The sequence below is a fragment of the Streptomyces sp. NPDC041135 genome, from assembly GCF_055592085.1.
Genome location: NZ_JBVIYZ010000001.1, coordinates 131,970 through 153,624, shown reverse-complemented (window position 1 = coordinate 153,624; position 21,655 = coordinate 131,970). Strand labels below are relative to the sequence as shown.

Here is a 21,655-nt window from a genome sequence, read left to right as displayed (position 1 = left end):
GGGCACCCCGCGGTACGGTCCCGCGGGGTGCCCGTCCGGCCGTGCTCAGCCTCAGCCCGCCGTGCTCAGCCTCAGCCCGCCGTGCTCAGCCGGCCGTGCTCAGCCGGCCGGCCAGGGGACCTGGGGCGACCTGTAGTAGCTGATGCCGAGGGCGTCCCAGCGCGGGGCCTGCGCCGCGAGCCGGGCCCTGTAGGAGTTCCAGTCGTGGGTGGCCGCCGGGGACCAGCCCAGCTCGGCCGCCCCGGGCAGGCGCGGGAAGGCCATGTACTCGATGTCGGAGGACTTGGTGAGGGTCTCCGACCACAGCGGCGCCTCGACCCCCCGGACGGCCGACGCCGGCGCTCCCGGCAGATAGGCGCCGGGGTTCCAGTCGTAGGAGCGCCGCACCTCGACGAAGCCCGCCCACTTGGTGCCCAGCCGGGTGTTCGCGGTGTACTTCATGTCGAGGTAGACCCGGTCGGCCGGGGAGAGGACGAGCCCGGTGCCGTTCTGGGCGGCCTTCGCCACCTGGGCCTTCTCCGCGGCGGAGGTGCCGTCCAGGCCCCAGTACTGGGCGAGGGCGCCAGGGGCGGGGGTGGCGCCGGTCAGCTGGTGCCAGCCGATGACCGTCTTGCCGTACTTGGTGACGATCGGCTGGACGCGGTTCATGAACGCCACGTAGTCGGCGTGGCTGGTGGAGTGCGCCTCGTCGCCGCCGATGTGCAGATAGCGGCCCGGGGTGAGGGCGGCCAGTTCGCGCACGACGTCGTCGACGAAGTCGTAGGTGACCTGCCGGGACACGCACAGCGAGCTGAAGCCGACCTGGGTGCCGGTGTACAGCGGCGGGGCGGTGCCGTCGCAGTTCAGACCGGCGTAGGAGGCGAGGGCCGCGTTGGTGTGGCCGGGCATGTCGATCTCCGGGACGACCTCCAGGTACCGGGAGGCGGCGTAGCGGACGATCTCCTGGTAGTCGGCCTTGGTGTAGTAGCCACCCCGGCCGCCGCCGACCTCGGTGGAGCCGCCGTAGGTGGCCAGCCGGGGCCAGGAGTCGACGGCGATGCGCCAGCCCTGGTCGTCGCTGAGGTGCAGGTGCAGCTCGTTGACCTTGTACAGGGCCAGCTCGTCGATGTACCGCTCGACCTGACGGACGGTGAAGAAGTGCCGCGCGACGTCCAGCATCGCCCCGCGGTACGCGTACCGCGGGCTGTCCTGGATGCTGCCGCCCGCGATCGGCCAGGGGCCGCGCTGCACCGAGCGCCTCTCCACGGCCGCGGGCAGCAGCTGGCGCAGGGTCTGCACGCCGTGGAACAGGCCCGCCGGGTGGGCGGCGGTCACGGTGACGCCGGTACCGGCGCTGACCAGCCGGTAGCCCTCGGCGCCGTACGGCCCCTGCGCCAGGTGGAGCCGGATGCCGCCGGTGCCGCCGGTGAGCACCGGCAGGGCGTAGCCGGTCGAGGGCCGCAGGATGCCCGCGAGGTACTCGCCGATGCGGCGGACCTCGCCGGAGTCGTCGACGTGGATACGGGTGCCGGGGGTGACGCGGAAGGCGAAGCCGCCCGGTTTCACGGTGGCCGGGGCGGGGATCACCCGGCCCAGCGGCACGGGCGTCGCCCTCGGTGGTGCCGGGGCCGCCGCCGCGGTGCCCGCGCCGGCCGCCGCGAGCAGCAGCAGGGCGCCGAGGACGCGGGCGATGCGGGGAGTCGTGCTGGGGTGCCGTCTCACATGCGCTCCCTTCACGTACGGGTGCGGACCACTCTCCCGCACATCCGGCCGCCCCGGTGGAACAATCCCCGCATGGCGGAAATCATCCAGCGAGGCGGCACCTGGTCCTTCCACGGGGACGCCCTGCGGCTGACTCCCGGGCGGGGCGGGGCAGTCGGGCCGCTGCGCCGGGCGCTGGGTCAACTGGTCGTGCCGCTGGGGGCGCTGGCCGGCATCTCGTTCGAACGGGGATGCAGGTCGGGGCGGCTGAGGCTGCGTCTGCGGGAGGGCGCCGACCCGCTGCTGCGGGCCACCGCAGGCCGCCTCGCCGAGCCCGACGACCCCTACCGGCTGAGCGTGGAGTGCGACCGGTACGGGGTGGCCGGGTACGTCACCGAGGTGGTGCGCGAGGCGCTGCTGCTCACCGGCGTCCCGGCTGGGCCGGTCCGCGGCTACCTGCTGCCGGGCCCGCGGGTCCCGCTGTCGGTCACGGCCGGGGGCGGCACGGTGGGTTTCGACGGCGAGCGGGTGCGGCTGGAGAAGCACGGCGGCGGGGCGCGCGGTCGCGGAGCCGCCGGGGTCCGGGTGCTCGGCCTCGCCGGCCTCACGTCGGTGGAGTGGCGGCCGGCGGCCGGTCCGGCCGGCTGCGCTTCGCCGTGCGGGGCGTGCCGGCCACGGCCCCGCCGCGCTACGACCCGCACGCCGTGGAGCTGCGAAGGATGCCCACGGACGCCCTGACGGCCCTGGTCGCGGCCGCCGTGCGGGCCCGGCTGCCGCATCCGTCGGCGGCGGGCGGTGACGGCTGCGACGCCCTGCCGCGGCGGCTGCGCGAGCTGGGCGAGCTGCGCCGGGCGGGCGTGCTGAGCGGCGCCGAGTTCACGACGGCCGAACAGGCGGTCCTCGCACGCCTGTGACGGGTCCGGTAGGGCTCGTCACCGCGGCGCCGGCGAGGACCGCCCGCGCTCACTTGGCCCTGCGGGCCACGGTGAAGCGGTCGATCTCGGCGCCGGTCTCGGCGATGCCGCGCACCGTCAGCGTGGTGGTGCGGCCCCTGGGGGCGGGCTCCACGTCCACGCGCAGGAAGGAGTAGTTCAGGTAGCGCACCCGCGACCAGGCGACGGTCTCGTTCCGCTTGCCGTCCTTGACGTTGACGAACGCCGCCACCGACTCCACGTCGTTGACGTTGCCCTCGTAGGAGTCCGGGGCGCTGAACGCGTACAGGCTGCGGCCCGCGGCGCCCGCCGTGACGTACACCACGCCCTCCGTCTCGGGGTAGGCGGTGCCGCCGATGGGGAGCTTCTTGGCGACGGCGTCGCCCTTGATGACGTCGGTGCGCTCGTACTGGTGGTTGTGGCCGTTGATGACCAGGTCCACGGTGTACTTCTCGAACAGCGGCACCCACTCCTGGCGCACGCCGCCCTCGGAGGAGTGGGCGGTGGAGGTGCAGTAGGCGCAGTGGTGGAAGAAGACCACCACGAAGTCGACGTCCTTGGAGGCGCGGAACTTCTTCAGCTGCGCCTCCAGCCAGGTCGTCTGCGTGCCGCCCGAGATGCCCAGGTTCGCCGGGATCTCGAAGGAGACGTCGTTGGCGTCGAGCGAGATGACGGCGGTGTTGCCGTAGACGAAGGAGTAGACGCCCGGCAGGTTGGCGCTGTCGGGGCCGTTGTCCGGCAGGTTCCAGCGGGCCTCCTCGCCGCCGTAGCCGTTGGGCGAGTACCAGGCCTCCATGTCGTGGTTGCCGTACGACACCATCCACGGCACGGACTTGGCGACGGTCTCGGTCTGGGCGAGGAACTGGTCCCAGATCCGCGAGTCGAAGCCGGTGTCGGTTTCCTTGCCCTGGCCGGCCGGGTCGGCGTAGGCGATGTCGCCGGCGTGCAGGTGGAAGGCCGGGTTCTGGCCGAGCAGCAGGCTGTCGTTGGCCAGGCCGTGGTAGCCGACGCCCTCGTCGCCGAAGGCGGTGAAGGTGAAGGGCGCCTTGTGGGCGGGGGCGGTGGTGAAGGTGCCGAGGGTGCCCAGCAGGTGCGGCTGGGCGGGGTCGAAGCCCTGGTGGCCGACGCCGTAGTAGTAGGTCGTGCCGGGGCACAGGCGGGCCAGCTGGGCGTGCACGTAGTACTGGGTGTGGTCGCCGCCGGCGCCGACACCGGTCGGGGTGTGCAGGGCGCGGACCTCGGCGTCGATCGTGCGGGAGAGGTCCCAGGGGTGGGCGCCGATGCGGATGAAGGGCTTGTGCACCGCGACCGGGACCTGCCAGGAGACGGTCATCTCGGTCCGCGGGTCGTTGCCGTAGGCGAGGTGGCGGCCGAAGGGTGCCGCGAGGGAGCCGTCGACGCGGTGCGCGGCGGTGCGCTGCGCGGGGACGGCCGCCTGGGCGGTGGCACCCGGCACGAACGCGCCACCGGCGACGGCGCCCAGCGTGACGGCACCGCCCCTGATCATCGAGCGCCGCGAGAACCTGGCGCGCAGGTACTCGTGCTGTTCGGCCATGCTCATGCGCGCGGCCAGCTTCTCGGGTACTCCCATGCGAGGAATGTCCATGGCGTCTGAAACTCGTCTGTCCGGGCAACGATGTACCGGACGTCGGATGGACAGCATGCGAACAGCAGTCCAAAGGACGTTCAACAGGCTGTTGCCCGAAATCGGGCAGGATTCTTGCGAAACCGCCGCCGGTACCCCAGGATCTACCGGGTGCACGACGAACTCGTTGATCATCTGACGCGGTCCACGCCCCTCGCCCGGGGCGAGGCGCTGCGGGTGATCCAGGACGTGCTCGCCTTCTTCGACGAGACGACCGAGGACTACGTGCGTCGCCGCCACCGCGAACTCCAGGCCCAGGGCCTGGTGAACACGGAGATCTTCGAACGGATCGAGGCGGACCTGAAATACCGTGCGGTCGCCCCGCCGGAGCTGTCGCTCAGGCAGCTGCGGCGGATCGTCTACGGCTGAACCGAGGCTTGGGGATACACATACATGTGCGGAATCGTCGGATACATCGGGAAGCGTGACGTCGCCCCTCTGCTGCTGGAGGGCCTGCAGCGGCTGGAGTACCGCGGCTACGACTCCGCGGGCATCGTCGTCACCTCCCCGAAGACGGCCGGCCTGCGGATGGTCAAGGCCAAGGGCCGGGTCCGCGACCTGGAGGCCAAGGTCCCGGCGCGCTTCAAGGGCACCACCGGCATCGCCCACACCCGCTGGGCCACCCACGGCGCCCCCTCCGACGTGAACGCCCACCCGCACATGTCGGCCGACCACAAGGTCGCCGTCGTGCACAACGGCATCATCGACAACGCCGCCGACCTGCGCCGCAAGCTGGAGGCGGACGGCGTGGAGTTCCTCTCCGAGACCGACACCGAGGTCCTCGTCCACCTCATCGCCCGCTCGCCGGCCGAGAAGCTGGAGGACAAGGTCCGCGAGACCCTCCGCGTCGTCGAGGGCACCTACGGCATCGCCGTGATGCACGCCGACTTCGCCGACCGCATCGTGGTGGCCAGGAACGGCTCCCCGGTGGTCCTCGGCATCGGCGAGAAGGAGATGTTCGTCGCCTCCGACGTGGCCGCGCTGGTCGCCCACACCCGGCAGATAGTCACGCTGGACGACGGCGAGATGGCCACGCTCAAGGCCGACGACTTCCGCACCTACACCACCGAGGGCACGCGCACCACGGCCGAGCCGACCACCGTGGAGTGGGAGGCCGAGTCCTACGACATGGGCGGCCACGACACCTACATGCACAAGGAGATCCACGAGCAGGCCGACGCCGTGGACCGCGTGCTGCGCGGCCGCATCGACGACCGCTTCTCCACCGTGCACCTCGGCGGCCTGAACCTGGACGCCCGCGAGGCCCGGCAGATCCGCCGGGTGAAGATCCTCGGCTGCGGCACCTCCTACCACGCCGGCATGATCGGCGCCCAGATGATCGAGGAGCTGGCCCGCATCCCCGCGGACGCCGAGCCCGCCTCGGAGTTCCGCTACCGCAACGCGGTCGTCGACCCCGACACGCTGTACGTCGCCGTCTCCCAGTCCGGTGAGACCTACGACGTCCTCGCCGCCGTGCAGGAGCTGAAGCGCAAGGGCGCCCGGGTGCTGGGCGTGGTCAACGTGGTCGGCTCCGCGATCGCCCGCGAGGCCGACGGCGGCATCTACGTGCACGCGGGACCCGAGGTCTGCGTGGTCTCCACCAAGTGCTTCACCAACACCACGGTCGCCTTCGCCCTGCTGGCGCTGCACCTCGGCCGCACCCGCGACCTCTCGGTGCGCGACGGCAAGCGGATCATCGAGGGCCTGCGCCGGCTGCCGGAGCAGATCACCGAGATCCTCAAGCAGGAGGACGAGGTCAAGCAGCTCGCCGAGCAGTACGCCGAGGCCCGCTCGATGCTCTTCATCGGCCGCGTCCGGGGCTACCCCGTCGCCCGTGAGGCCTCCCTGAAGCTGAAGGAGGTCTCCTACATCCACGCCGAGGCCTACCCGGCGTCCGAGCTGAAGCACGGCCCGCTCGCGCTGATCGAGCCCGCGCTGCCGACGGTGGCGATCGTCCCCGACGACGACCTGCTGGAGAAGAACCGCGCGGCCCTGGAGGAGATCAAGGCCCGCAGCGGCAAGATCCTCGCCGTGGCCCACCGGGAGCAGGAGAAGGCCGACCAGACCATCGTCGTGCCGAAGAACGAGGACGAACTGGACCCGATCCTGATGGGCATCCCGCTCCAGCTCCTCGCCTACCACACCGCGCTGGCCCTGGGCCGGGACATCGACAAGCCCCGCAACCTCGCCAAGTCGGTCACCGTGGAGTAGGACGGACCCCGGCCGCGCCGCGGCACAGGACGTGAGGAGCGGACCCCCGCGCGTGCCACCGGACGCGCGGGGGTCCGCTCATGGCCGCCGGGGCCGCCCGACGCCCCGGCCCGGCTGCCGTATGGCCGGTGGCCGTCACCCCCCGGCCGGCAGCGCGTCGCGGTGACCGGTATATGCCCTTCACAAGGGCACAAACACCTCTACGCGCGAGTAGTTTCGCGCTGTAGTAGTTCCGCGCCGCATCACGGGAGTTGGGGATCGCCTCGCACCAAGTCGGCGGGTCCGGCGGGGAGTTCAGGGGATGACGATGACGGGCCGCTGCGCCCGCTTGGCGAGCCGCCCGGCGACGGAGCCGAACAGCCGGCCCACGATCCCGTGCGTGGAGCCGACCACGATCGCGTCGGCCTCGTACTCCCGGCCCACCTCTTCGAGTTCGTGGCAGATGTCGCCGCCCCGCTCGACCAGGATCCAGGGCACCTCGGCCAGGTAGTCCGCGCAGGCCAGTTCCAGACCGAGCACCTCGGTGCGGTGGTCGGGGACGTCGACGAAGACCGGTGGCTCGCACCCGGCCCACACGGTGGTGGGCAGCCGGTTGGCGACGTGCACGATGATCAGCCCGGAGCGGGAGCGGTGGGCCATGCCGACCGCGTAGGCGAGGGCACGCTCACTCGACGTGGAGCCGTCGAATCCGACGACGACTCCGTGCTTGAAGGCGGGATCGCAGGAGGAGCGCTGCTCGTCCTGCGCCAGGGGCTCGGCCGCCGTGTGATCGGCGACGGGCCGCTTGCGGTCCGCGGGTTCGGAGTATTCGTGACCGGCCATGGCTGTCTCGGCGTCGTGATCCTTCATGGGTGGGGACGTCGGAGGTGCGGCGGAGCTGTGTCCGGGAAACATCTTCCCGGGCCCATACCCCCAAGGGTACGGCGGCACGCCTGTCCGGCCCAGTTCCCGCACACTCTGCGTAGGGGTGCCCGGAGTCCGTAGGGGTTCCCCGGAGCATGCACGAGAGGCGCCCGTGACGCAATGGTTGCTGCCCCGTACAGGCGGTTTGCACAGCATTCGCGGAAGCGTGCAGTGACCGACGGATCACCCCCGCGTTGAACGGGTGAGCCACCGCCCCCGGGGCAGCGTCACAGGGAGTACGACCATGTCCGGACCGCGACCGTCCACCGAAGCCCGCCCCGCCCCGGACACCGTCGGTGACGTCGTGCGCTGGGCCGCCTTCAGCTGCGTGCTCGTCCCGGTCGTGCTCCTCTGGTACGGCACTTCCCTGGCCGGCGCCACCGGGACCGCCCTGGGCCTGGCCGCCGTCACCGCCGCCTGCCGGGTGCTGCTGCGACGCTCGGAACGCCGCGGGACCCCGGGAGGCGGACGTCACACCAAGGGCCATACACCGGTTGACTGACCGGTTTCCGCGCACCCGGACGTATCTTTTCAGCCAACTTCCCGGGCCCGCCCGGAACCCACCCCCACCACCCCCCAACCCCCGTTCCACCTGCACGAACAGGGTCCGGTGGGGCACGGGCACCCTATGCGGTTTGGCCACTGCCACAAGGCGCACTTCCCTGCACGGCCCGCGAGTGCAACGCTTCGTGATCGAATGCTTCACGCCAAGTTGTCATGTCGACAATCTGTGGCGTGTCGAACTGGTCACCGCGACCGCGCGTGACCCAGTAGATTCGATCTTGACTGTCTTACGGCGGGGGACTCGTGCAGGACCGAGGGGAAACGTGTTGGAGCGACAGACCCGAAAGGTAGAGGGTGCCGCGACCACCAAGGGGGGCTTAGCAGGATGAGCCACGACTCCACTGCCGCGCCGGAAGCCGCGGCCCGGAAGCTTTCCGGGCGACGCCGCAAGGAGATCGTCGCGGTGCTGCTGTTCAGCGGCGGGCCCATCTTCGAGAGTTCCATACCGCTGTCGGTGTTCGGGATTGACCGCCAGGACGCCGGCGTACCGCGCTACCGCCTTCTCGTGTGCGGTGGCGAGGAAGGCCCGCTGCGGACCACAGGGGGCCTGGAACTCACCGCACCGCATGGCCTGGAAGCGATCGCGCGCGCGGGTACGGTCGTCGTACCGGCCTGGCGTTCGATCACCTCCCCGCCACCGGAGGAAGCGCTCGACGCCCTGCGTCGCGCGCACGAGGAGGGTGCCCGCATCGTGGGCCTGTGCACCGGCGCGTTCGTGCTGGCGGCCGCGGGCCTGCTGGACGGCCGCCCGGCGACCACCCACTGGATGTACGCACCGACGCTGGCGAAACGCTATCCGTCGGTGCACGTGGACCCGAGAGAACTTTTCGTCGACGACGGGGACGTGCTCACGTCGGCCGGTACGGCCGCCGGGATCGACCTGTGCCTGCACATCGTGCGCACGGACCACGGCAACGAGGCGGCCGGCGCGCTCGCCCGGCGCCTGGTGGTACCGCCGCGCCGCAGCGGCGGCCAGGAGCGCTATCTCGACCGGAGTCTACCGGAGGAGATCGGCGCCGACCCGCTCGCCGAGGTCGTCGCCTGGGCGCTGGAACACCTCCACGAACAGTTCGACGTGGAGACCCTGGCGGCCCGCGCCTACATGAGCCGCCGCACGTTCGACCGCCGGTTCCGCTCGCTGACCGGCAGCGCGCCGCTGCAGTGGCTGATCACCCAGCGGGTGCTCCAGGCGCAGCGGCTGCTGGAGACGTCCGACTACTCGGTCGACGAGGTGGCGGGCCGCTGCGGCTTCCGCTCCCCCGTCGCCCTGCGCGGGCACTTCCGCCGCCAGCTGGGCTCCTCCCCCGCCGCCTACCGGGCCGCCTACCGCGCCCGCCGGCCGCAGGGCGAGCGCTACGGCGACCCGGAGGCGCCGGTGCAGCAGCCCGGTCCCGCGGGCCCGTCCGGCCTGTCCGGACCCGGCCCGGTGGGCCCCGTGCCCGCCCTCCTGCACCCGGAGAGCGGGGTGCCCATGCAGACCCGGCGCACCCCGGCGGGCGCGGTGAGCCTGCTGCCGGGGCCGAGAAGCGGTACGTGAGCGCGAGGGGGGCGGAGCCGCAGGCTGCGCCCCCCTCGGCAGTTCCCCGCCGCACGCCGGGCACGGCCGCCCCGGGCGGGACGTAAGGTTAGGCACATGAACGATCGCATGGTGTGGATCGACTGCGAGATGACCGGTCTCTCGCTGTCCGACGACGCGCTCATCGAGGTGGCCGCCCTCGTCACCGACTCCGAGCTGAACGTACTCGGCGAGGGGGTGGACATCGTCATCCGCCCGCCGGAGCGGGCCCTGGAGACGATGCCCGAGGTGGTGCGCCAGATGCACACCGCGTCGGGGCTGCTCGAGGAGCTGGCCGGCGGCACCACGCTGGCCGACGCCGAGGAGCAGGTCCTCGCCTACGTCCGGGAGCACGTCAAGGAGCCCGGCAAGGCCCCGCTGTGCGGCAACTCCGTCGGCACCGACCGCGGCTTCCTGCTGCGGGACATGCTCGACCTCGAGGGCTACCTGCACTACCGGATCGTCGACGTCTCCAGCGTCAAGGAGCTGGCCCGCCGCTGGTACCCGCGGGCCTACTTCAACAGCCCGCAGAAGAACGGCAACCACCGCGCGCTGGCCGACATCCGCGAGTCCATCGCCGAGCTGCGCTACTACCGCGAGGCCGTCTTCGTCCCGCAGCCCGGCCCCGACTCCGACACCGCCAAGGCCATCGCCGCCCGGCACGTGCTGCCCGCCGGGTAGCAGCACCGGGCAGGACCACCGGGCGGGAGGGCCGGACAGAAGCCCCGCAGGAAAGGCGTGCGCGAGCACCCCTTCGGACCCTGTACACTTTTTCTCGGCCGGTCGGAGAACCACTAGGTGAACCGCCGGACATGGTGGGTGTAGCTCAGCTGGTAGAGCACCTGGTTGTGGTCCAGGATGCCGCGGGTTCGAGTCCCGTCACTCACCCTGAGTGATCAGCCGGTGACCTCGTCTCAGGACGAGGTCACCGGCTGATCGCGTTGTACGAGTCCGTACCCGGCCGTCCTCCCCCTGCCCGGCCCGCTGCCGCCCCCGCCGGAGCGGGGGCCGCGGACTTCGGGGACGGGGCTACGACGACGCCCTGGTCACCAGTTCCGTGGGCAGCACGGTGTGGCGCCGCTCCAGGCTGTGGGCGGCGGAGGGGCGGCTGTCGGCGATCTCCGCGAGCAGCAGGTCGATCATCGTGCGGCCCATCTCCTCGATGGGCTGGCGGACGCTGGTCAGCGGCGGGTCCATGTGGCGGGCTATGGCCGAGTCGTCGTAGCCGACCAGGGCCACGTCGTCGGGGATGCGGCGGCCGGCCTTGCGCAGCACCTGCCGGGCACCGGCCGCCATGACGTCCGAGCCGGCGAAGACCGCGTCCAGGTCGGGGTGGCGCTCGAGCAGGGTGGCCATCGCGCGCCGGCCGCCCTCCTCGGTGAAGTCGCCGGGCTCGATGAGGAGTTCGTCCGCCGGGTGGCCGGCGTCGCGCAGCGCGTCGCGGTAGCCGGCGACGCGGCGCTGGGCACCGTAGACGTCGAGGCGGCCGGTGATGTGGGCGATGCGGCGCCGGCCCCGGCTCAGCAGGTGCTGCACGGCCGAGCGGCCGCCGCCGTAGTTGTCGGAGTCCACCGAGGTGAGCGTCTCCCCGGCGGACCGGGGGCCGCTGATCACGGCCGGGATCTCCAGCTGGGCCACCAGGTCGGGCAGCGGGTCGTCGGCGTGCACGGAGACCAGCAGCACGCCGTCCACCCGGTGCGCGGCCAGGTACTGGGCCAGCCGGCGCCGCTCCCGGGCACCTCCCGCGAAGATCAGCACCAACTGCATGTCGGTCTCGGACAGTTCCGCGCCGACGCCGCGCAGCATGTCGGAGAAGTACGGCTCCGCGAAGAACCGGGTCTCCGGCTCGGGGACGACCAGCGCGACCGCGTCCGTGCGGTTGGCGGCCAGCGCCCGGGCCGCGTTGTTGGGCACGTAGCCGAGTTCCGCGACCGCCGCCTGCACGGCCGCGCGGGTGGTGTCGCTGACCCGGGGAGAACCGTTGATCACCCGGGACACGGTGCCGCGGCCCACGCCGGCCCGGGCTGCGACCTCTTCCAGGGTCGGCCGCCGGCTGCCCCGGCCCCGCCCACCGTTGACCGCCATAGTCGCCGCCTTCCGTTCACCGCCCTAGGGCCAGGAATGTAACAGCCCTGGCCCGGGGTCCCCGCCCCCCATCCTGCCTCGCGGGAGCCCGGCCGTTATCGGCCTATGGCGGAAAACACCGCGGCGGGGCACGGCCGGTGTCACGGCCGTGCCCCGTGGGCGCCGGCACTCAGGCCGGCAGGGCGTTGTCCCGGATCACGCCGGCGTACCAGTGGGCGCTCTCCTTGGGGATGCGGCGCTGGGTGGAGTAGTCGACGTAGACGGCGCCGAAGCGCTTGGAGTAGCCGTAGGACCACTCGAAGTTGTCCAGCAGGGACCACAGGAAGTAGCCGCGCACGTCCGCGCCGTCGGCGATGGCCCGGCGCACGGCCTCCAGGTGGGAACCCAGGTAGGCGATGCGCTGCGGGTCGTTGACCCGGCCCTCGGGGGAGATGTAGTCGTCGAAGGCGGCACCGTTCTCGGTGACCATCAGCGGCAGCCGCGGGTGCGAGGCGGCCAGACCGGTCAGCAGCGTGTGCAGCCCGTCGGCGTCGATCGCCCAGTTCATGGCGGTGACGTCGTCGTTGGCGAGGTGGAAGGCGATGTGCTCGGAGCCGGTCCACGGGGAGTGGTCGCTGGCGCCGTGGCCGTCGTTGCGGGTGCTGCCGGAGCCGTCGGCGGGCAGCGAGACGACGGTGGGCGAGTAGTAGTTGACGCCGAGCACGTCGATCGGGCGGGAGATCTCCGCCAGGTCGCCGTCCTGCACCAACTGGCCCCAGTCGACCAGGTGCGCGGTGTCGGCGATCAGGTCCTCGGGGTAGGCGCCGTCCAGGATCGGGCCGGTGAAGACCCGGTTGCCCACCGCGTCGATGCGGCGCGCGGCCTCGGCGTCCCCGGGGTTGTCGGTGAGCGGGCGGACCTGGTGCAGGTTGAGTGTGATGGAGGTCTGCGCGGTCGACGGCAGCACCGAGCGCAGCGCCCCGATCGCCTGGCCGTGGGCGAGGTTCAGGTGGTGGGCGGCGCGCAGGGTGGCGGCCGCGTCGGTGCGCCCGGGGGCGTGCACGCCGGAGCCGTAGCCGAGGAACGCCGAGCACCAGGGCTCGTTGAGCGTGGTCCACACGCCGATCCGGTCACCGAGGGCGCGGCCCATGATGCCGGCGTACTCGGCGAAGCGGTGCGCGGTGTCGCGGTGCGGCCAGCCGCCCGCGTCCTCCAGCTCCTGCGGCAGGTCCCAGTGGTAGAGCGTGGCGACCGGCGTGATGCCCGCCTCCAGCAGCTCGTCGGTGAGCCGGCGGTAGAAGTCCAGGCCGCGCTCGACGGCGGGGCCGCGGCCGGTGGGCTGGACCCGGGACCAGGAGACGGAGAACCGGTAGGCCTGGAGGCCGAGGTCCTTCATCAGCGCCACGTCGTCGCGGTAGCGGTGGTAGTGGTCGGCAGCGATGTCACCGGTGTCGCCGTTGCGGACCTTGCCGGGGGTGTGGCTGAAGGTGTCCCAGATGGACGGGGTGCGGCCGTCCTCCGCGGCGGCGCCCTCCACCTGGTAGGCGGCGGTGGCGGCACCCCAGACGAAGCCGGTCGGGAAGGAGGTGTCCGGTGCCGTCCGGGCGGTGGTCTCGGGTCGTACGGCGGTCATGGTGTGAACGCTCCCAAAGTGGGGTGAGGAAGGGGCGACGGCGGACGGTGGTCCGGCGGCCGGGAAAGGGGGTCGCGCGGTGCGCGGGTGCACTGCGGCGGGGCCGCGTGGCATCGGCCTGGGGGCCGGGTGACGCCCGGTCCGGTACGGCCCGCGTGCGGGGCGGCCTCGGGAGGCGGGTCGTACCGGCCGGGCTGTTCGGGGCGGCTCGGGTCAGCCCTTGACCGCGCCCGCCATGATGCCGCCGACGATCTGCTTGCCGAAGACGACGAAGACCAGCAGCAGCGGCAGGGTGCTGATGAGCGCGCCCGCCATGACGATGCTCTGGTCGGGGGTGTAGGAGGCGCTGAGCTGGCCGAGCGCCACCTGGATGGTGGGGTTCTCCTGGTTCAGGGCGAGGAAGGGCCAGAAGAAGTCGTTCCACGCCTGGACGAACGTGAGCATGCCGAGCACCATCATCGCGGGCCGTGCCACGGGCAGGACCACGGCCCACACGATGCGGATGTTGCTGGCCCCGTCGACCTTGGCCGCCTCGATCAGCTCGTACGGCAGGGCCTCCAGCAGGTACTGGCGCATGAAGAACACACCGAAGGCGCCGACCAGGGTCGGGAAGATCACCGACTCCAGCTTTCCGCCCCAGCCGATGTCCGACATCATCATGAACAGCGGGACGACGCTGAGCTGCGGCGGGATGGTCAGGGTGGCGATGACCGCGGTCATCAGCGCCCCGCGGCCGCGGAAGCGCATCTTCGCGAAGGCGTAGCCGGCGAGGGTGCAGAAGAAGAGGGTGGCGGCGGTGATGCAGCCGGCCACGATCACGCTGTTGACGATGGCCTTCCCCAGGTGCGCCTGGTCCCAGGCCGTCTGGAGGTTGGTCCACAACCGGCCGCCCGGCAGCAGCGGCGGGGGGTTGTCCAGGACGCGCTGCTGGTCGTGCGAGGCGGCCACCAGCGTCCAGTACAGCGGGAAGACGGAGCCGAGGCCGACGACGACCAGGGCGAGGTAGGTGAACGGGCCACCCCTGAGCTGCTGGCCGGCGCCGATCTTGAAGCGGCCGCGGCCCTTGCCGGCGGGCGCGGCGAGCGGTGCCGGGGTGAACTCCGGCGCGATCTTGGTGGGACTGGTCGTGGTCATCGATGTCGCTCCCGTCAGGCCGCGCTCTTGCGCATGAACCGGCCGACGATCCAGTTGATCAGGGCGATGAGCAGCAGCAGGACGAGCATGGCCCAGGCCACGGCCGCCGCCGGCCCCAGGTGCCCCAGCTTCCAGCCGTAGTTGAAGAGGTAGATGCTGAGCGTCTCGTACTGGTGCTCGCTGCCGCCGATGGAGCCGAGGGTGCCGCCCTGGAGCAGCAAGGGCTCACCGAACAGCTGCATGGAGCCGATGGTCGAGATGACGATGGTGAACAGGATCGTCGGCCGCAGCGAGGGGATGGTCACCTTGCGGAACTGCTGCCAGCGCGTCGCCCCGTCGATCGAGGCGGCCTCGTACAGGTCGGTGGGCACCGCCTGCATGGCCGCCAGGTAGATCAGGGCGTTGTAGCCGGTCCAGCGCCAGATCACGATGACCGAGATGGCGATCTTGGAGGTCCACTGCCCGTTGCCCCAGTCGGTGTTGCCGGCGCCGAAGAAGTGCAGCACCCAGTTGAGGATGCCGCCGTCGGCGCGGAAGACCAGGGCGAAGACGAGGGCCGCGGTGGCGACCGAGGTGGCGTACGGGGTCAGGATCACCGTCCGCCAGAAGGTGCTGGCGCGCAGCTTGTAGTTGAGCAGGTGGGCCAGGCCCAGCGCGACGAGGAGCTGCGGGACGGTGGAGATGACGCCGATGACGAAGGTGTTGATGACGGCGGTCCAGAACTCGGAGTCCTGGAGGATGCGGGAGAAGTTGTCCCAGCCGACCCACTGGGACTGGTCCAGTCCCGTCATCTCCACCCGGTGCATGGCTATCCAGCCGGTGTAGAGCAGCGGGTAGAGCCCGAAGGCGCCGAAGATGAGGAAGAAGGGGGCGATGTAGGCGTACGGGGACGCCTTGTCGTCGAGGCGCCACAGCCGGGTGCGCCAGGCGCTCGGGGTGGCGCCGGTGCCGCCGGAGGGCGGGGTGTAGGCGCCCCGGGCGGGGGTTGTCGTTGCCACGGAGGGAGTCCTTCCCTGGAGGTTTCGGCCGGGTTGGGGCGGGAGGCGAGGTCAGTGCCGGGTCGGTCCCGCCGCTCCCTGCGCGGACCGTACGGCGTCGAGCGGCCCGCGTGGCCTGACGTGCGTGTGGGGCGGGGCCCGGCTGACGGGCCCCGCCGGATGGTGCCACCGCGGCGCGGAACTGCCCCCGCGCGCAGCGTGGTGCGGGCGGCCGCCGGACCGCCCGCACCAGGACCGGACTAGCCGATCACCTTGTCGATGGAGTCGGTCGCGGCCTTCCACGCGTCAGCCGGCTTGGTGCCGTGCTGCTCCATGTTGTTGATCTGCGTGGAGATCGTGTCCTTGATGGTGGCGTCCTTCGGGCCGAGCACCGCCTCGGGGATGGTCTTGGCCTCCTCGGCGTAGATCTTGCCGATCGGGGCGTCGCTGAAGTAGGGGAGCGTGGCGTTCTTGACGCTCTCCAGCTCGTAGGCGCCCTTGTTGGACGGGAAGACGCCGATCGCCTTGAACACCGCGGCCTGCTGCTCGGGGGCGGTCAGCCACTTGACCAGCTCGGTGGCCTCCTTGACGTGCGAGCCGCCCTTGGGCACGGCCAGGAAGGAGCCGCCCCAGTTGGCCGCGGTCGAACCGGGGGCGCGGGATATGTCCCACTTGCCCTTGAAGGCGTCACCGGAGTTCGTGGAGATCTGGCCGGCCATCCAGGCGGGACAGGCGACGGTGGCCACGGTGCCCTTGCGCAGGGCCGCCGTCCAGGCGTCGGTGAACTGCGGCAGGCCCTTGGACAGCTTCTTGGACGCGGCCTCGGCGGACAGGTTCCAGCCCTGCTGCACCGAGGGGCTGTCCTTGTAGATGGCCTTGCCGTCCGCGTCGTAGTACTGCTGCGCGGAGGAGCTGACCACCGCGTTGTACATGGCGGAGGCGGAGTCCATGAAGTAGGTGCCCGCGGGCGCCTTCTTCTTGTACTGGTCACCGAGCTTGAGGTAGTCCTCCCAGCCGCCGGCGACGGCCTTGGCGACGGCCTCGCGGTCGGTGGGCAGGCCGGCCTTCTCGAAGAGGTCCTTGCGGTAGCACAGGGACATCGGGCCGATGTCGGTGCCGGCGCCGATGACCGTGCCGTCCTTGGCGGTGGCCTGCTTCTCCTTCCAGGAGACCCAGTCGTTCACGTCGATCGTCTTGCTGAGGTCGGTGTACTTGCCCGCCTGGGTGTCGACGACCTCCTTGATGCGCCCGACCTCGATACCCGTGACGTCCGCCAGGCCGCTGCCCGTGTTCAGCTGCTGAAGGAGCTTCGGGTAGTAGTCCTGCTCGTTGGCGGTGGTCTCTTCCTTGACCGTGATGTTCGGGTGCAGCTCGTGGTACTTCGCGAACAGGCCGGCCTCCTTGTAGCCGAACTGCCCGAAGTCGGCCACCTTGAGGGTGATGTTCCCGTTGGCGTCCGTGCTCGAGTCGTCGTCGTCGCTGCTGCAGCCGGTCAGCAGCAGCGCCGAGGCCGTCAAAACCGATGTGGTCAGAGCCGCTGCTCTGCGGCCGTGACCGCCGCCGGTTCGGGTGATGCGCATTCCACTACTCCTTGTTCCAGGTGGGAACGGGACCTCAGGAATCAGACCGCCGGGTCCGACAGTCGGGACCTGCCCCTCTCGTTTCGAGCAGCGGCCAGCCACAGCACGCGGCGTGCGGCGAAGAGGTGCTGGTCAACGGTGTGCCATGCGGATTGAGGGGAGGGCCGTCAGTGTTTCCGTCCGCACGGGAGAGAGCCCCGGTCACCCCGTGGGACCGCTCCCACGCGGCATGCCGGAAGACTCGTTGCTGCCAGGCCAGGTGTCAAGACTTGAAAACGCCGTTGTTGCCTAAGCGTGTTGTGCGCGTCACGAGAACGTGTCGCTCGGCGCGGCGTCATCAGCCGGTCATACGCCTGTCGCGTCCAGGATTTACGCAGGTCACGGCGGGGTCAACCAAGACGCCGCAACAACTGACCGGACCGCCCGGTCGGTTGCGGCAATTCCTGGGCCAGAATGAAGCACTCCCCATGGACCGCCGGAAGGTGAACGATGAGCCCTGCCGAACAACCGCTGCCGATCAGGAGCGCGGACGTCCGGCGCCCGACCCTGAACGCCGTGGCCGCCCGCGCCGGCGTCGGACGGGGCACGGTCTCCCGGGTGATCAACGGCTCCCCCAAGGTCAGCGACCGCTCCCGCAGCGCCGTCGAGCAGGCCATCGCCGAACTCGGCTACGTCCCCAACCGCGCCGCCCGCTCCCTGGCCACCCGCCGCACGGACTCGGTCGCCCTGGTGGTGCCGGACGCCCAGACCCGGCTGTTCTCCGAGCCGTACTTCTCCGAGATCATCCTCGGCGCCTCGGCCGGACTCGCCAACGCCGGGCTGCAACTGCTGCTGGTCCTGGCACGCGACGAGACGGAGTACGGGCGGCTGGCCACCTACCTGGCCGCGCAGCGCGTGGACGGGGTGCTGATGATGGCGGTCCACGGCGACGACACGCTGCCCGACCGGCTGGACGAGCTGGCCGTGCCGACCGTGCTGGCCGGCCGGCGCAGCGACCGGGAGCGACTGGGGCACGTCCGCGCGGACAACCGGGGCGGCGCCCGGATCGCGGTCGAGCATCTGCTGGCGGGGGGCCGCCGGGCGATCGCCACCATCACCGGGACGCTGGACATGGACGCGGCGCAGGGCCGGCTCGACGGGTACCGGGAGGCGCTGCGGGGCGCCGGGATCGCCGCCGATGAGAGCCTGGTCGCACGCGGGGACTTCACCGAGGAGGGCGGGCGCGCGGCGATGCGTGAGCTGCTGCGCCGCCGTCCCGGCCTGGACGCGGTCTTCGCCGCCTCCGACGTGATGGCCTCCGGCGCGATGCTGGAGCTGCGCGCGGCGGGCCGGCGGGTGCCGCAGGACGTGGCGCTCGTCGGCTTCGACGACTCGATCGTGGCCCGGCACGTCGATCCCCCGCTGACCAGCGTCCGCCAGCCGCTGGAGGAGATGGGCCGCACCATGGCGAGCCTGCTGCTGGACGAGATCGCCCAGCGCGGCACGGGCCACCGGGAGGTCGTCCTGCCGACGGAACTGGTGGTGCGGGAGTCCGCTTAACGGGGAAACGGACGGGCCGGACACGGGATGCGTCCGTGTCTCCCCCTTTGCTGTGGGAGCGCTCCCATGCATAATGGGCGCACTCGACTCGTGGGAGCGATTCCATGTCCGAACCGACATCCGTGTCCTTCCCGCCCGCCTTCCTCTGGGGCGCGGCGACCTCCGCCTACCAGATCGAGGGCGCGGTGCGGGAGGACGGCCGCACGCCCTCCATCTGGGACACCTTCAGCCACACACCGGGCAGGACGGCCGGCGGCGAGACCGGTGACATCGCCGTCGACCACTACCACCGCTACCGCGACGACGTGGCGCTGATGGCGGAGCTGGGCCTGGGCGCCTACCGGTTCTCCGTCTCCTGGCCCCGGGTGCAGCCCGGCGGCCGGGGCCCGGCGCTCCAGGCGGGCCTGGACTTCTACCGCCGCCTGGTGGACGAGCTGCTGGAGCACGGCATCAAGCCCGCGGTCACCCTCTACCACTGGGACCTGCCGCAGGAGCTGGAGGACGCGGGCGGCTGGCCGGAGCGGGACACCGCGCTGCGCTTCGCCGACTACGCCCGGCTCGTCGGTGAGGCGCTCGGCGACCGGGTGGAGAACTGGATCACGCTCAACGAGCCCTGGTGCAGCGCCTTCCTCGGCTACGCCTCCGGGGTCCACGCCCCCGGCCGCACCGACCCGGCGGCGTCGCTGCGCGCGGCCCACCACCTCAACCTGGCACACGGGCTGGGCGCCACGGCCCTGCGCTCGGTGCTGCCGGCCGGCAGCCAGATCGCCGTCAGCCTCAACTCCGCCGTCGTCCGCCCCCTGACCCAGGACCCGGCCGACCTGGCGGCGGCCCGCCGGATCGACGACCTGGCCAACGGCGTCTTCCACGGCCCGCTGCTGCACGGGGCGTACCCGGAGTCGCTGCTGGCGGCGACGGCACCGGTCACCGACTGGTCCTTCGTCCGGGACGGCGACCTGCGCGCCGCCCAGGTGCCGCTGGACGCGCTGGGCCTGAACTACTACACCCCCGCCCTGGTCTCGGCGGCCGCCAACGGGCTCGGGGGCCCCCGCGCGGACGGCCACGGCGCCAGCGACCACTCCCCCTGGCCCGCCGCCGACGACGTGCTGTTCCACCAGACGCCCGGCGAGCGCACGGAGATGGGCTGGACCATCGACCCCAGCGGCCTGTACGACCTGCTGCTGCGCTACACCCGCGAGGCACCGGGCCTGCCCCTGTACATCACGGAGAACGGCGCCGCCTACGACGACAAGGTCGACGACGACGGCCGCGTCCACGACCCGGAGCGCGTCGCCTACCTGCACGGGCACCTGTCGGCGGTGCGCCGGGCGATCACGGACGGCGCGGACGTCCGCGGCTACTACCTGTGGTCCCTGATGGACAACTTCGAGTGGGCGTACGGCTACGGCAAGCGCTTCGGCGCGGTCTACGTCGACTACGTGACGTTGCAGCGGACGCCGAAGTCGAGCGCCCTGTGGTACCGCGAGGTGGCCCGGACCGGGACCCTGCCGCCGGCCGGGGAACCGGGGGCCTGAGACACGCCCGGAGGGCGCGGCACTCCGGGGGGAGCGCCGCGCCCTGCGGGCGGCGGTCCGGCGGGCGGCGCCCGGCGGGCGGCCGACCGGCGGGTGCGGGATCAGCCGAGGGCGGCGAACGCCTTCGAGAACGCGCCCGTGTCCTGGACGACCGAGCTGCAGGTGGCGTCGGCGTAGTTCTTGGCACCGCCGGGGCACTGCTTGTCGCGGGTCGCGGACCACATCGACAGGCCGCCCAGGCCCTTGGACTTGGCGAAGTTCACCAGCTGGGTGGCGTCGGCGACCGTGAAGACCTCGCTGGAGACGTCGTTGACGCCGATCATCGGAGTGACGGCCACCGCCTTCCAGGCCGCCGCGTCCGACAGTCCCAGGACGCTCTTGACCTGCGCCTGCGTGGCGGTCGCCGCCTGCTCGGCGTAGCTGCCCATGTCACCGCTGTACGCGGGGCCGTAGTCCATCGCCATGATGTTGACCGTGCCGGTGCGCACACCGTTGGCCTTGGCGTCGGCGAGCAGGTTCACGCCGTCCTGGGTGAGGCCCTCGGGCATCACGGGCAGGGTGAAGGAGACGTCGAGGCCCGGGTGCTGTGTCTGGAGCCTGGCGATCGCCTTGGCGCGCAGGGTGTTCGCCGCGGTGTTCGGCAGCGCGCCGCCCTCGACGTCGAAGTCGACCTTGGTGAGCTTGTAGGCGTCCACGGCCTTGCCGTACGCCGCCGCCAGCGCGTCCACCGAGGAGCACCCGGTGGCCAGTTCGGTGCCGCTGGCCCCGCCGAAGGAGACCCGGACGTCACCGCCCTTGGCGCGCAGGGCGCCGATCTGGGCCGCGACGGCGTCGCTCGCCAGGTCCGTCACGCCGCCCCACTTCGGCGTGCAGCCCCCGCCGTCGGTGACGAAGGCCAGCGTGTAGTTCTTCACGCCGGTGGCGTTGGCGCTCGCCACCAGGTCGAACGCCGGGTAGAGGGAGGTGTCGACGTACGGGGCGAAGCCGCCGGAGGCCGTCGTGCCGGTCCCGGTGCTCTGCGAGGGCGTCGGGGACGCGGTCGCCGTGGGCGTGGCCGGGGTGCTCTTGGTCGGTGTCGCGGTCGCGGTCGGGGCAGCCGTGGCGGTGGGGGTCGCCGACTGGGTCGGGCGGCCGCTCGGCTCCGGGGTCGCGCCCGGGTCGGTGGAACAGCTCGCGCCGTCGATGCGGCAGCCCGTCGGGGCGCCGGTGCCGCTGACGACGAAGCCGACGGTGACCGACTTGCCCGGGGCCAGGCCCGCCGTGTCCCAGGCGGGAGGACGCACGGTGACGTGCTGCCCGCTCACGCTCTGCTCGCCGTTCCACAGGGAGCTGAGCTTGGAGCCGGCCGGCAGGTCGAACTCCAGCGTCCAGTCCCGCTCCGCCTGGGCGCTGTTGTTGGTGACGACGTACTGCGCGGTGTAGCCCGTCGACCAGTCGCTGGTGCGGGTGTAGGCGGCGTCCACCCCGGCCGCCTGTGCGGTGCCGGTGAGCACGAGCGCGCCCCCGCCGACCACGGCCGCGGCGACGAGCCCGCCTATCGCCTTGTTCCTGCCACTGATCCTGCGCCGGTGCGTGCTCATGGGCCTGCCTGCCTTCACTGCTCACGGGGTTCTACAGCGGTGTCCCAGGGACTTCTCGAACCCGGGGGTGCGGCAGCACGCTAGCGACACGGAATCGGACAAATAACCCAGCGTGGGCGGGGG

Annotated in this window: 16 protein-coding genes, 1 tRNA gene and 1 pseudogene; 9 read left to right on the top strand and 9 right to left on the bottom strand. The window is 71.9% G+C overall.

What is annotated here, in order from left to right; all coding sequences use genetic code 11:
- Window positions 1–99: 99 nt before the first annotated feature.
- Complete coding sequence (locus ACZ6CZ_RS00765; RefSeq protein WP_469012551.1) at window positions 100–1,701, bottom strand: beta-N-acetylhexosaminidase; 1,602 nt, start codon at window positions 1,699–1,701, stop codon at window positions 100–102.
- 72 nt (window positions 1,702–1,773) lie between these two features.
- Here ACZ6CZ_RS00765 and ACZ6CZ_RS00760 point away from each other — a divergent pair.
- Window positions 1,774–2,594, top strand: a pseudogene (locus ACZ6CZ_RS00760) (DUF4429 domain-containing protein).
- Window positions 2,595–2,643: 49 nt separating this feature from the next.
- Here the strand turns inward: ACZ6CZ_RS00760 and ACZ6CZ_RS00755 are convergent.
- Complete coding sequence (locus tag ACZ6CZ_RS00755) at window positions 2,644–4,203, bottom strand: purple acid phosphatase family protein (RefSeq protein ID WP_469012548.1); 1,560 nt, start codon at window positions 4,201–4,203, stop codon at window positions 2,644–2,646.
- 165 nt (window positions 4,204–4,368) lie between these two features.
- Here ACZ6CZ_RS00755 and ACZ6CZ_RS00750 point away from each other — a divergent pair, with 165 nt between their 5' ends.
- Both ACZ6CZ_RS00750 and glmS read left to right on the top strand, forming a co-directional pair.
- Complete coding sequence (locus tag ACZ6CZ_RS00750) at window positions 4,369–4,626, top strand: hypothetical protein (protein WP_469012546.1); 258 nt, start codon at window positions 4,369–4,371, stop codon at window positions 4,624–4,626.
- Between the two features lie 24 nt (window positions 4,627–4,650).
- A complete protein-coding gene (gene glmS / locus ACZ6CZ_RS00745; RefSeq protein ID WP_469012545.1) occupies window positions 4,651–6,468 on the top strand; it encodes a glutamine--fructose-6-phosphate transaminase (isomerizing) in 1,818 nt (605 codons plus the stop codon).
- A 294-nt stretch (window positions 6,469–6,762) separates the two neighbouring features.
- Here the strand turns inward: glmS and ACZ6CZ_RS00740 are convergent, their stop codons facing one another.
- Window positions 6,763–7,290, bottom strand: coding sequence for a universal stress protein (locus ACZ6CZ_RS00740; protein WP_469014343.1), 528 nt, complete (start codon window positions 7,288–7,290; stop codon window positions 6,763–6,765).
- A gap of 325 nt (window positions 7,291–7,615) precedes the next feature.
- Here ACZ6CZ_RS00740 and ACZ6CZ_RS00735 point away from each other — a divergent pair, with 325 nt between their 5' ends.
- From ACZ6CZ_RS00735 to ACZ6CZ_RS00720, 4 genes are all read left to right on the top strand, one after another.
- A complete protein-coding gene (locus tag ACZ6CZ_RS00735) occupies window positions 7,616–7,873 on the top strand; it encodes a hypothetical protein (protein WP_469012541.1) in 258 nt (85 codons plus the stop codon).
- A 387-nt stretch (window positions 7,874–8,260) separates the two neighbouring features.
- Window positions 8,261–9,472 carry a GlxA family transcriptional regulator gene (locus tag ACZ6CZ_RS00730; RefSeq protein WP_469012536.1) on the top strand — a complete coding sequence of 404 codons (1,212 nt, stop codon included), beginning with the start codon at window positions 8,261–8,263 and terminating at the stop codon, window positions 9,470–9,472.
- A gap of 96 nt (window positions 9,473–9,568) precedes the next feature.
- Window positions 9,569–10,171 carry an oligoribonuclease gene (orn, locus tag ACZ6CZ_RS00725; RefSeq protein ID WP_469012533.1) on the top strand — a complete coding sequence of 201 codons (603 nt, stop codon included), beginning with the start codon at window positions 9,569–9,571 and terminating at the stop codon, window positions 10,169–10,171.
- A gap of 134 nt (window positions 10,172–10,305) precedes the next feature.
- Window positions 10,306–10,378 (top strand) — tRNA-His (locus tag ACZ6CZ_RS00720).
- A 141-nt stretch (window positions 10,379–10,519) separates the two neighbouring features.
- On the opposite strand, the gene ACZ6CZ_RS00715 is transcribed toward ACZ6CZ_RS00720, so the two are convergent.
- The 5 genes from ACZ6CZ_RS00715 to ACZ6CZ_RS00695 form a co-directional block, all read right to left on the bottom strand.
- Window positions 10,520–11,575 (bottom strand): LacI family DNA-binding transcriptional regulator, encoded by a 1,056-nt coding sequence (locus ACZ6CZ_RS00715; protein ID WP_469012529.1) that lies wholly within the window; start codon window positions 11,573–11,575, stop codon window positions 10,520–10,522.
- A gap of 169 nt (window positions 11,576–11,744) precedes the next feature.
- Window positions 11,745–13,187, bottom strand: a complete 1,443-nt coding sequence (locus ACZ6CZ_RS00710) for a GH1 family beta-glucosidase (RefSeq protein ID WP_469012526.1) — start codon at window positions 13,185–13,187, stop codon at window positions 11,745–11,747.
- A gap of 213 nt (window positions 13,188–13,400) precedes the next feature.
- Window positions 13,401–14,321, bottom strand: coding sequence for a carbohydrate ABC transporter permease (locus ACZ6CZ_RS00705; protein WP_469012523.1), 921 nt, complete (start codon window positions 14,319–14,321; stop codon window positions 13,401–13,403).
- Window positions 14,322–14,335: 14 nt separating this feature from the next.
- Window positions 14,336–15,319 (bottom strand): carbohydrate ABC transporter permease, encoded by a 984-nt coding sequence (locus ACZ6CZ_RS00700; RefSeq protein ID WP_469012519.1) that lies wholly within the window; start codon window positions 15,317–15,319, stop codon window positions 14,336–14,338.
- Window positions 15,320–15,558: 239 nt separating this feature from the next.
- Window positions 15,559–16,878 (bottom strand): ABC transporter substrate-binding protein, encoded by a 1,320-nt coding sequence (locus ACZ6CZ_RS00695; RefSeq protein WP_469012512.1) that lies wholly within the window; start codon window positions 16,876–16,878, stop codon window positions 15,559–15,561.
- Between the two features lie 489 nt (window positions 16,879–17,367).
- On the opposite strand from ACZ6CZ_RS00695, the gene ACZ6CZ_RS00690 reads away from it, so the two are divergent.
- Together ACZ6CZ_RS00690 and ACZ6CZ_RS00685 are read left to right on the top strand one after the other, a co-directional pair.
- Window positions 17,368–18,417, top strand: coding sequence for a LacI family DNA-binding transcriptional regulator (locus ACZ6CZ_RS00690; RefSeq protein ID WP_469012510.1), 1,050 nt, complete (start codon window positions 17,368–17,370; stop codon window positions 18,415–18,417).
- A gap of 104 nt (window positions 18,418–18,521) precedes the next feature.
- Window positions 18,522–19,952 carry a GH1 family beta-glucosidase gene (locus tag ACZ6CZ_RS00685; protein ID WP_469012507.1) on the top strand — a complete coding sequence of 477 codons (1,431 nt, stop codon included), beginning with the start codon at window positions 18,522–18,524 and terminating at the stop codon, window positions 19,950–19,952.
- A gap of 101 nt (window positions 19,953–20,053) precedes the next feature.
- Here ACZ6CZ_RS00685 and ACZ6CZ_RS00680 read toward each other — a convergent pair whose 3' ends face one another.
- A complete protein-coding gene (locus tag ACZ6CZ_RS00680; RefSeq protein ID WP_469012502.1) occupies window positions 20,054–21,532 on the bottom strand; it encodes a glycoside hydrolase family 18 protein in 1,479 nt (492 codons plus the stop codon).
- Window positions 21,533–21,655: the final 123 nt, after the last annotated feature.

Coding starts and splice junctions, on each gene's coding strand:
- ACZ6CZ_RS00695 (WP_469012512.1), bottom strand. CDS start 16,878: ATGCGCATCACCCGAACCGGCGGCGGTCACGGCCGCAGAGCAGCGGCT.
- ACZ6CZ_RS00740 (WP_469014343.1), bottom strand. CDS start 7,290: ATGGCCGGTCACGAATACTCCGAACCCGCGGACCGCAAGCGGCCCGTC.
- ACZ6CZ_RS00730 (WP_469012536.1), top strand. CDS start 8,261: ATGAGCCACGACTCCACTGCCGCGCCGGAAGCCGCGGCCCGGAAGCTT.
- glmS (WP_469012545.1), top strand. CDS start 4,651: ATGTGCGGAATCGTCGGATACATCGGGAAGCGTGACGTCGCCCCTCTG.
- ACZ6CZ_RS00690 (WP_469012510.1), top strand. CDS start 17,368: ATGAGCCCTGCCGAACAACCGCTGCCGATCAGGAGCGCGGACGTCCGG.
- ACZ6CZ_RS00705 (WP_469012523.1), bottom strand. CDS start 14,321: ATGACCACGACCAGTCCCACCAAGATCGCGCCGGAGTTCACCCCGGCA.
- ACZ6CZ_RS00710 (WP_469012526.1), bottom strand. CDS start 13,187: ATGACCGCCGTACGACCCGAGACCACCGCCCGGACGGCACCGGACACC.
- ACZ6CZ_RS00755 (WP_469012548.1), bottom strand. CDS start 4,203: ATGGGAGTACCCGAGAAGCTGGCCGCGCGCATGAGCATGGCCGAACAG.
- ACZ6CZ_RS00735 (WP_469012541.1), top strand. CDS start 7,616: ATGTCCGGACCGCGACCGTCCACCGAAGCCCGCCCCGCCCCGGACACC.
- ACZ6CZ_RS00685 (WP_469012507.1), top strand. CDS start 18,522: ATGTCCGAACCGACATCCGTGTCCTTCCCGCCCGCCTTCCTCTGGGGC.
- ACZ6CZ_RS00715 (WP_469012529.1), bottom strand. CDS start 11,575: ATGGCGGTCAACGGTGGGCGGGGCCGGGGCAGCCGGCGGCCGACCCTG.
- orn (WP_469012533.1), top strand. CDS start 9,569: ATGAACGATCGCATGGTGTGGATCGACTGCGAGATGACCGGTCTCTCG.
- ACZ6CZ_RS00680 (WP_469012502.1), bottom strand. CDS start 21,532: ATGAGCACGCACCGGCGCAGGATCAGTGGCAGGAACAAGGCGATAGGC.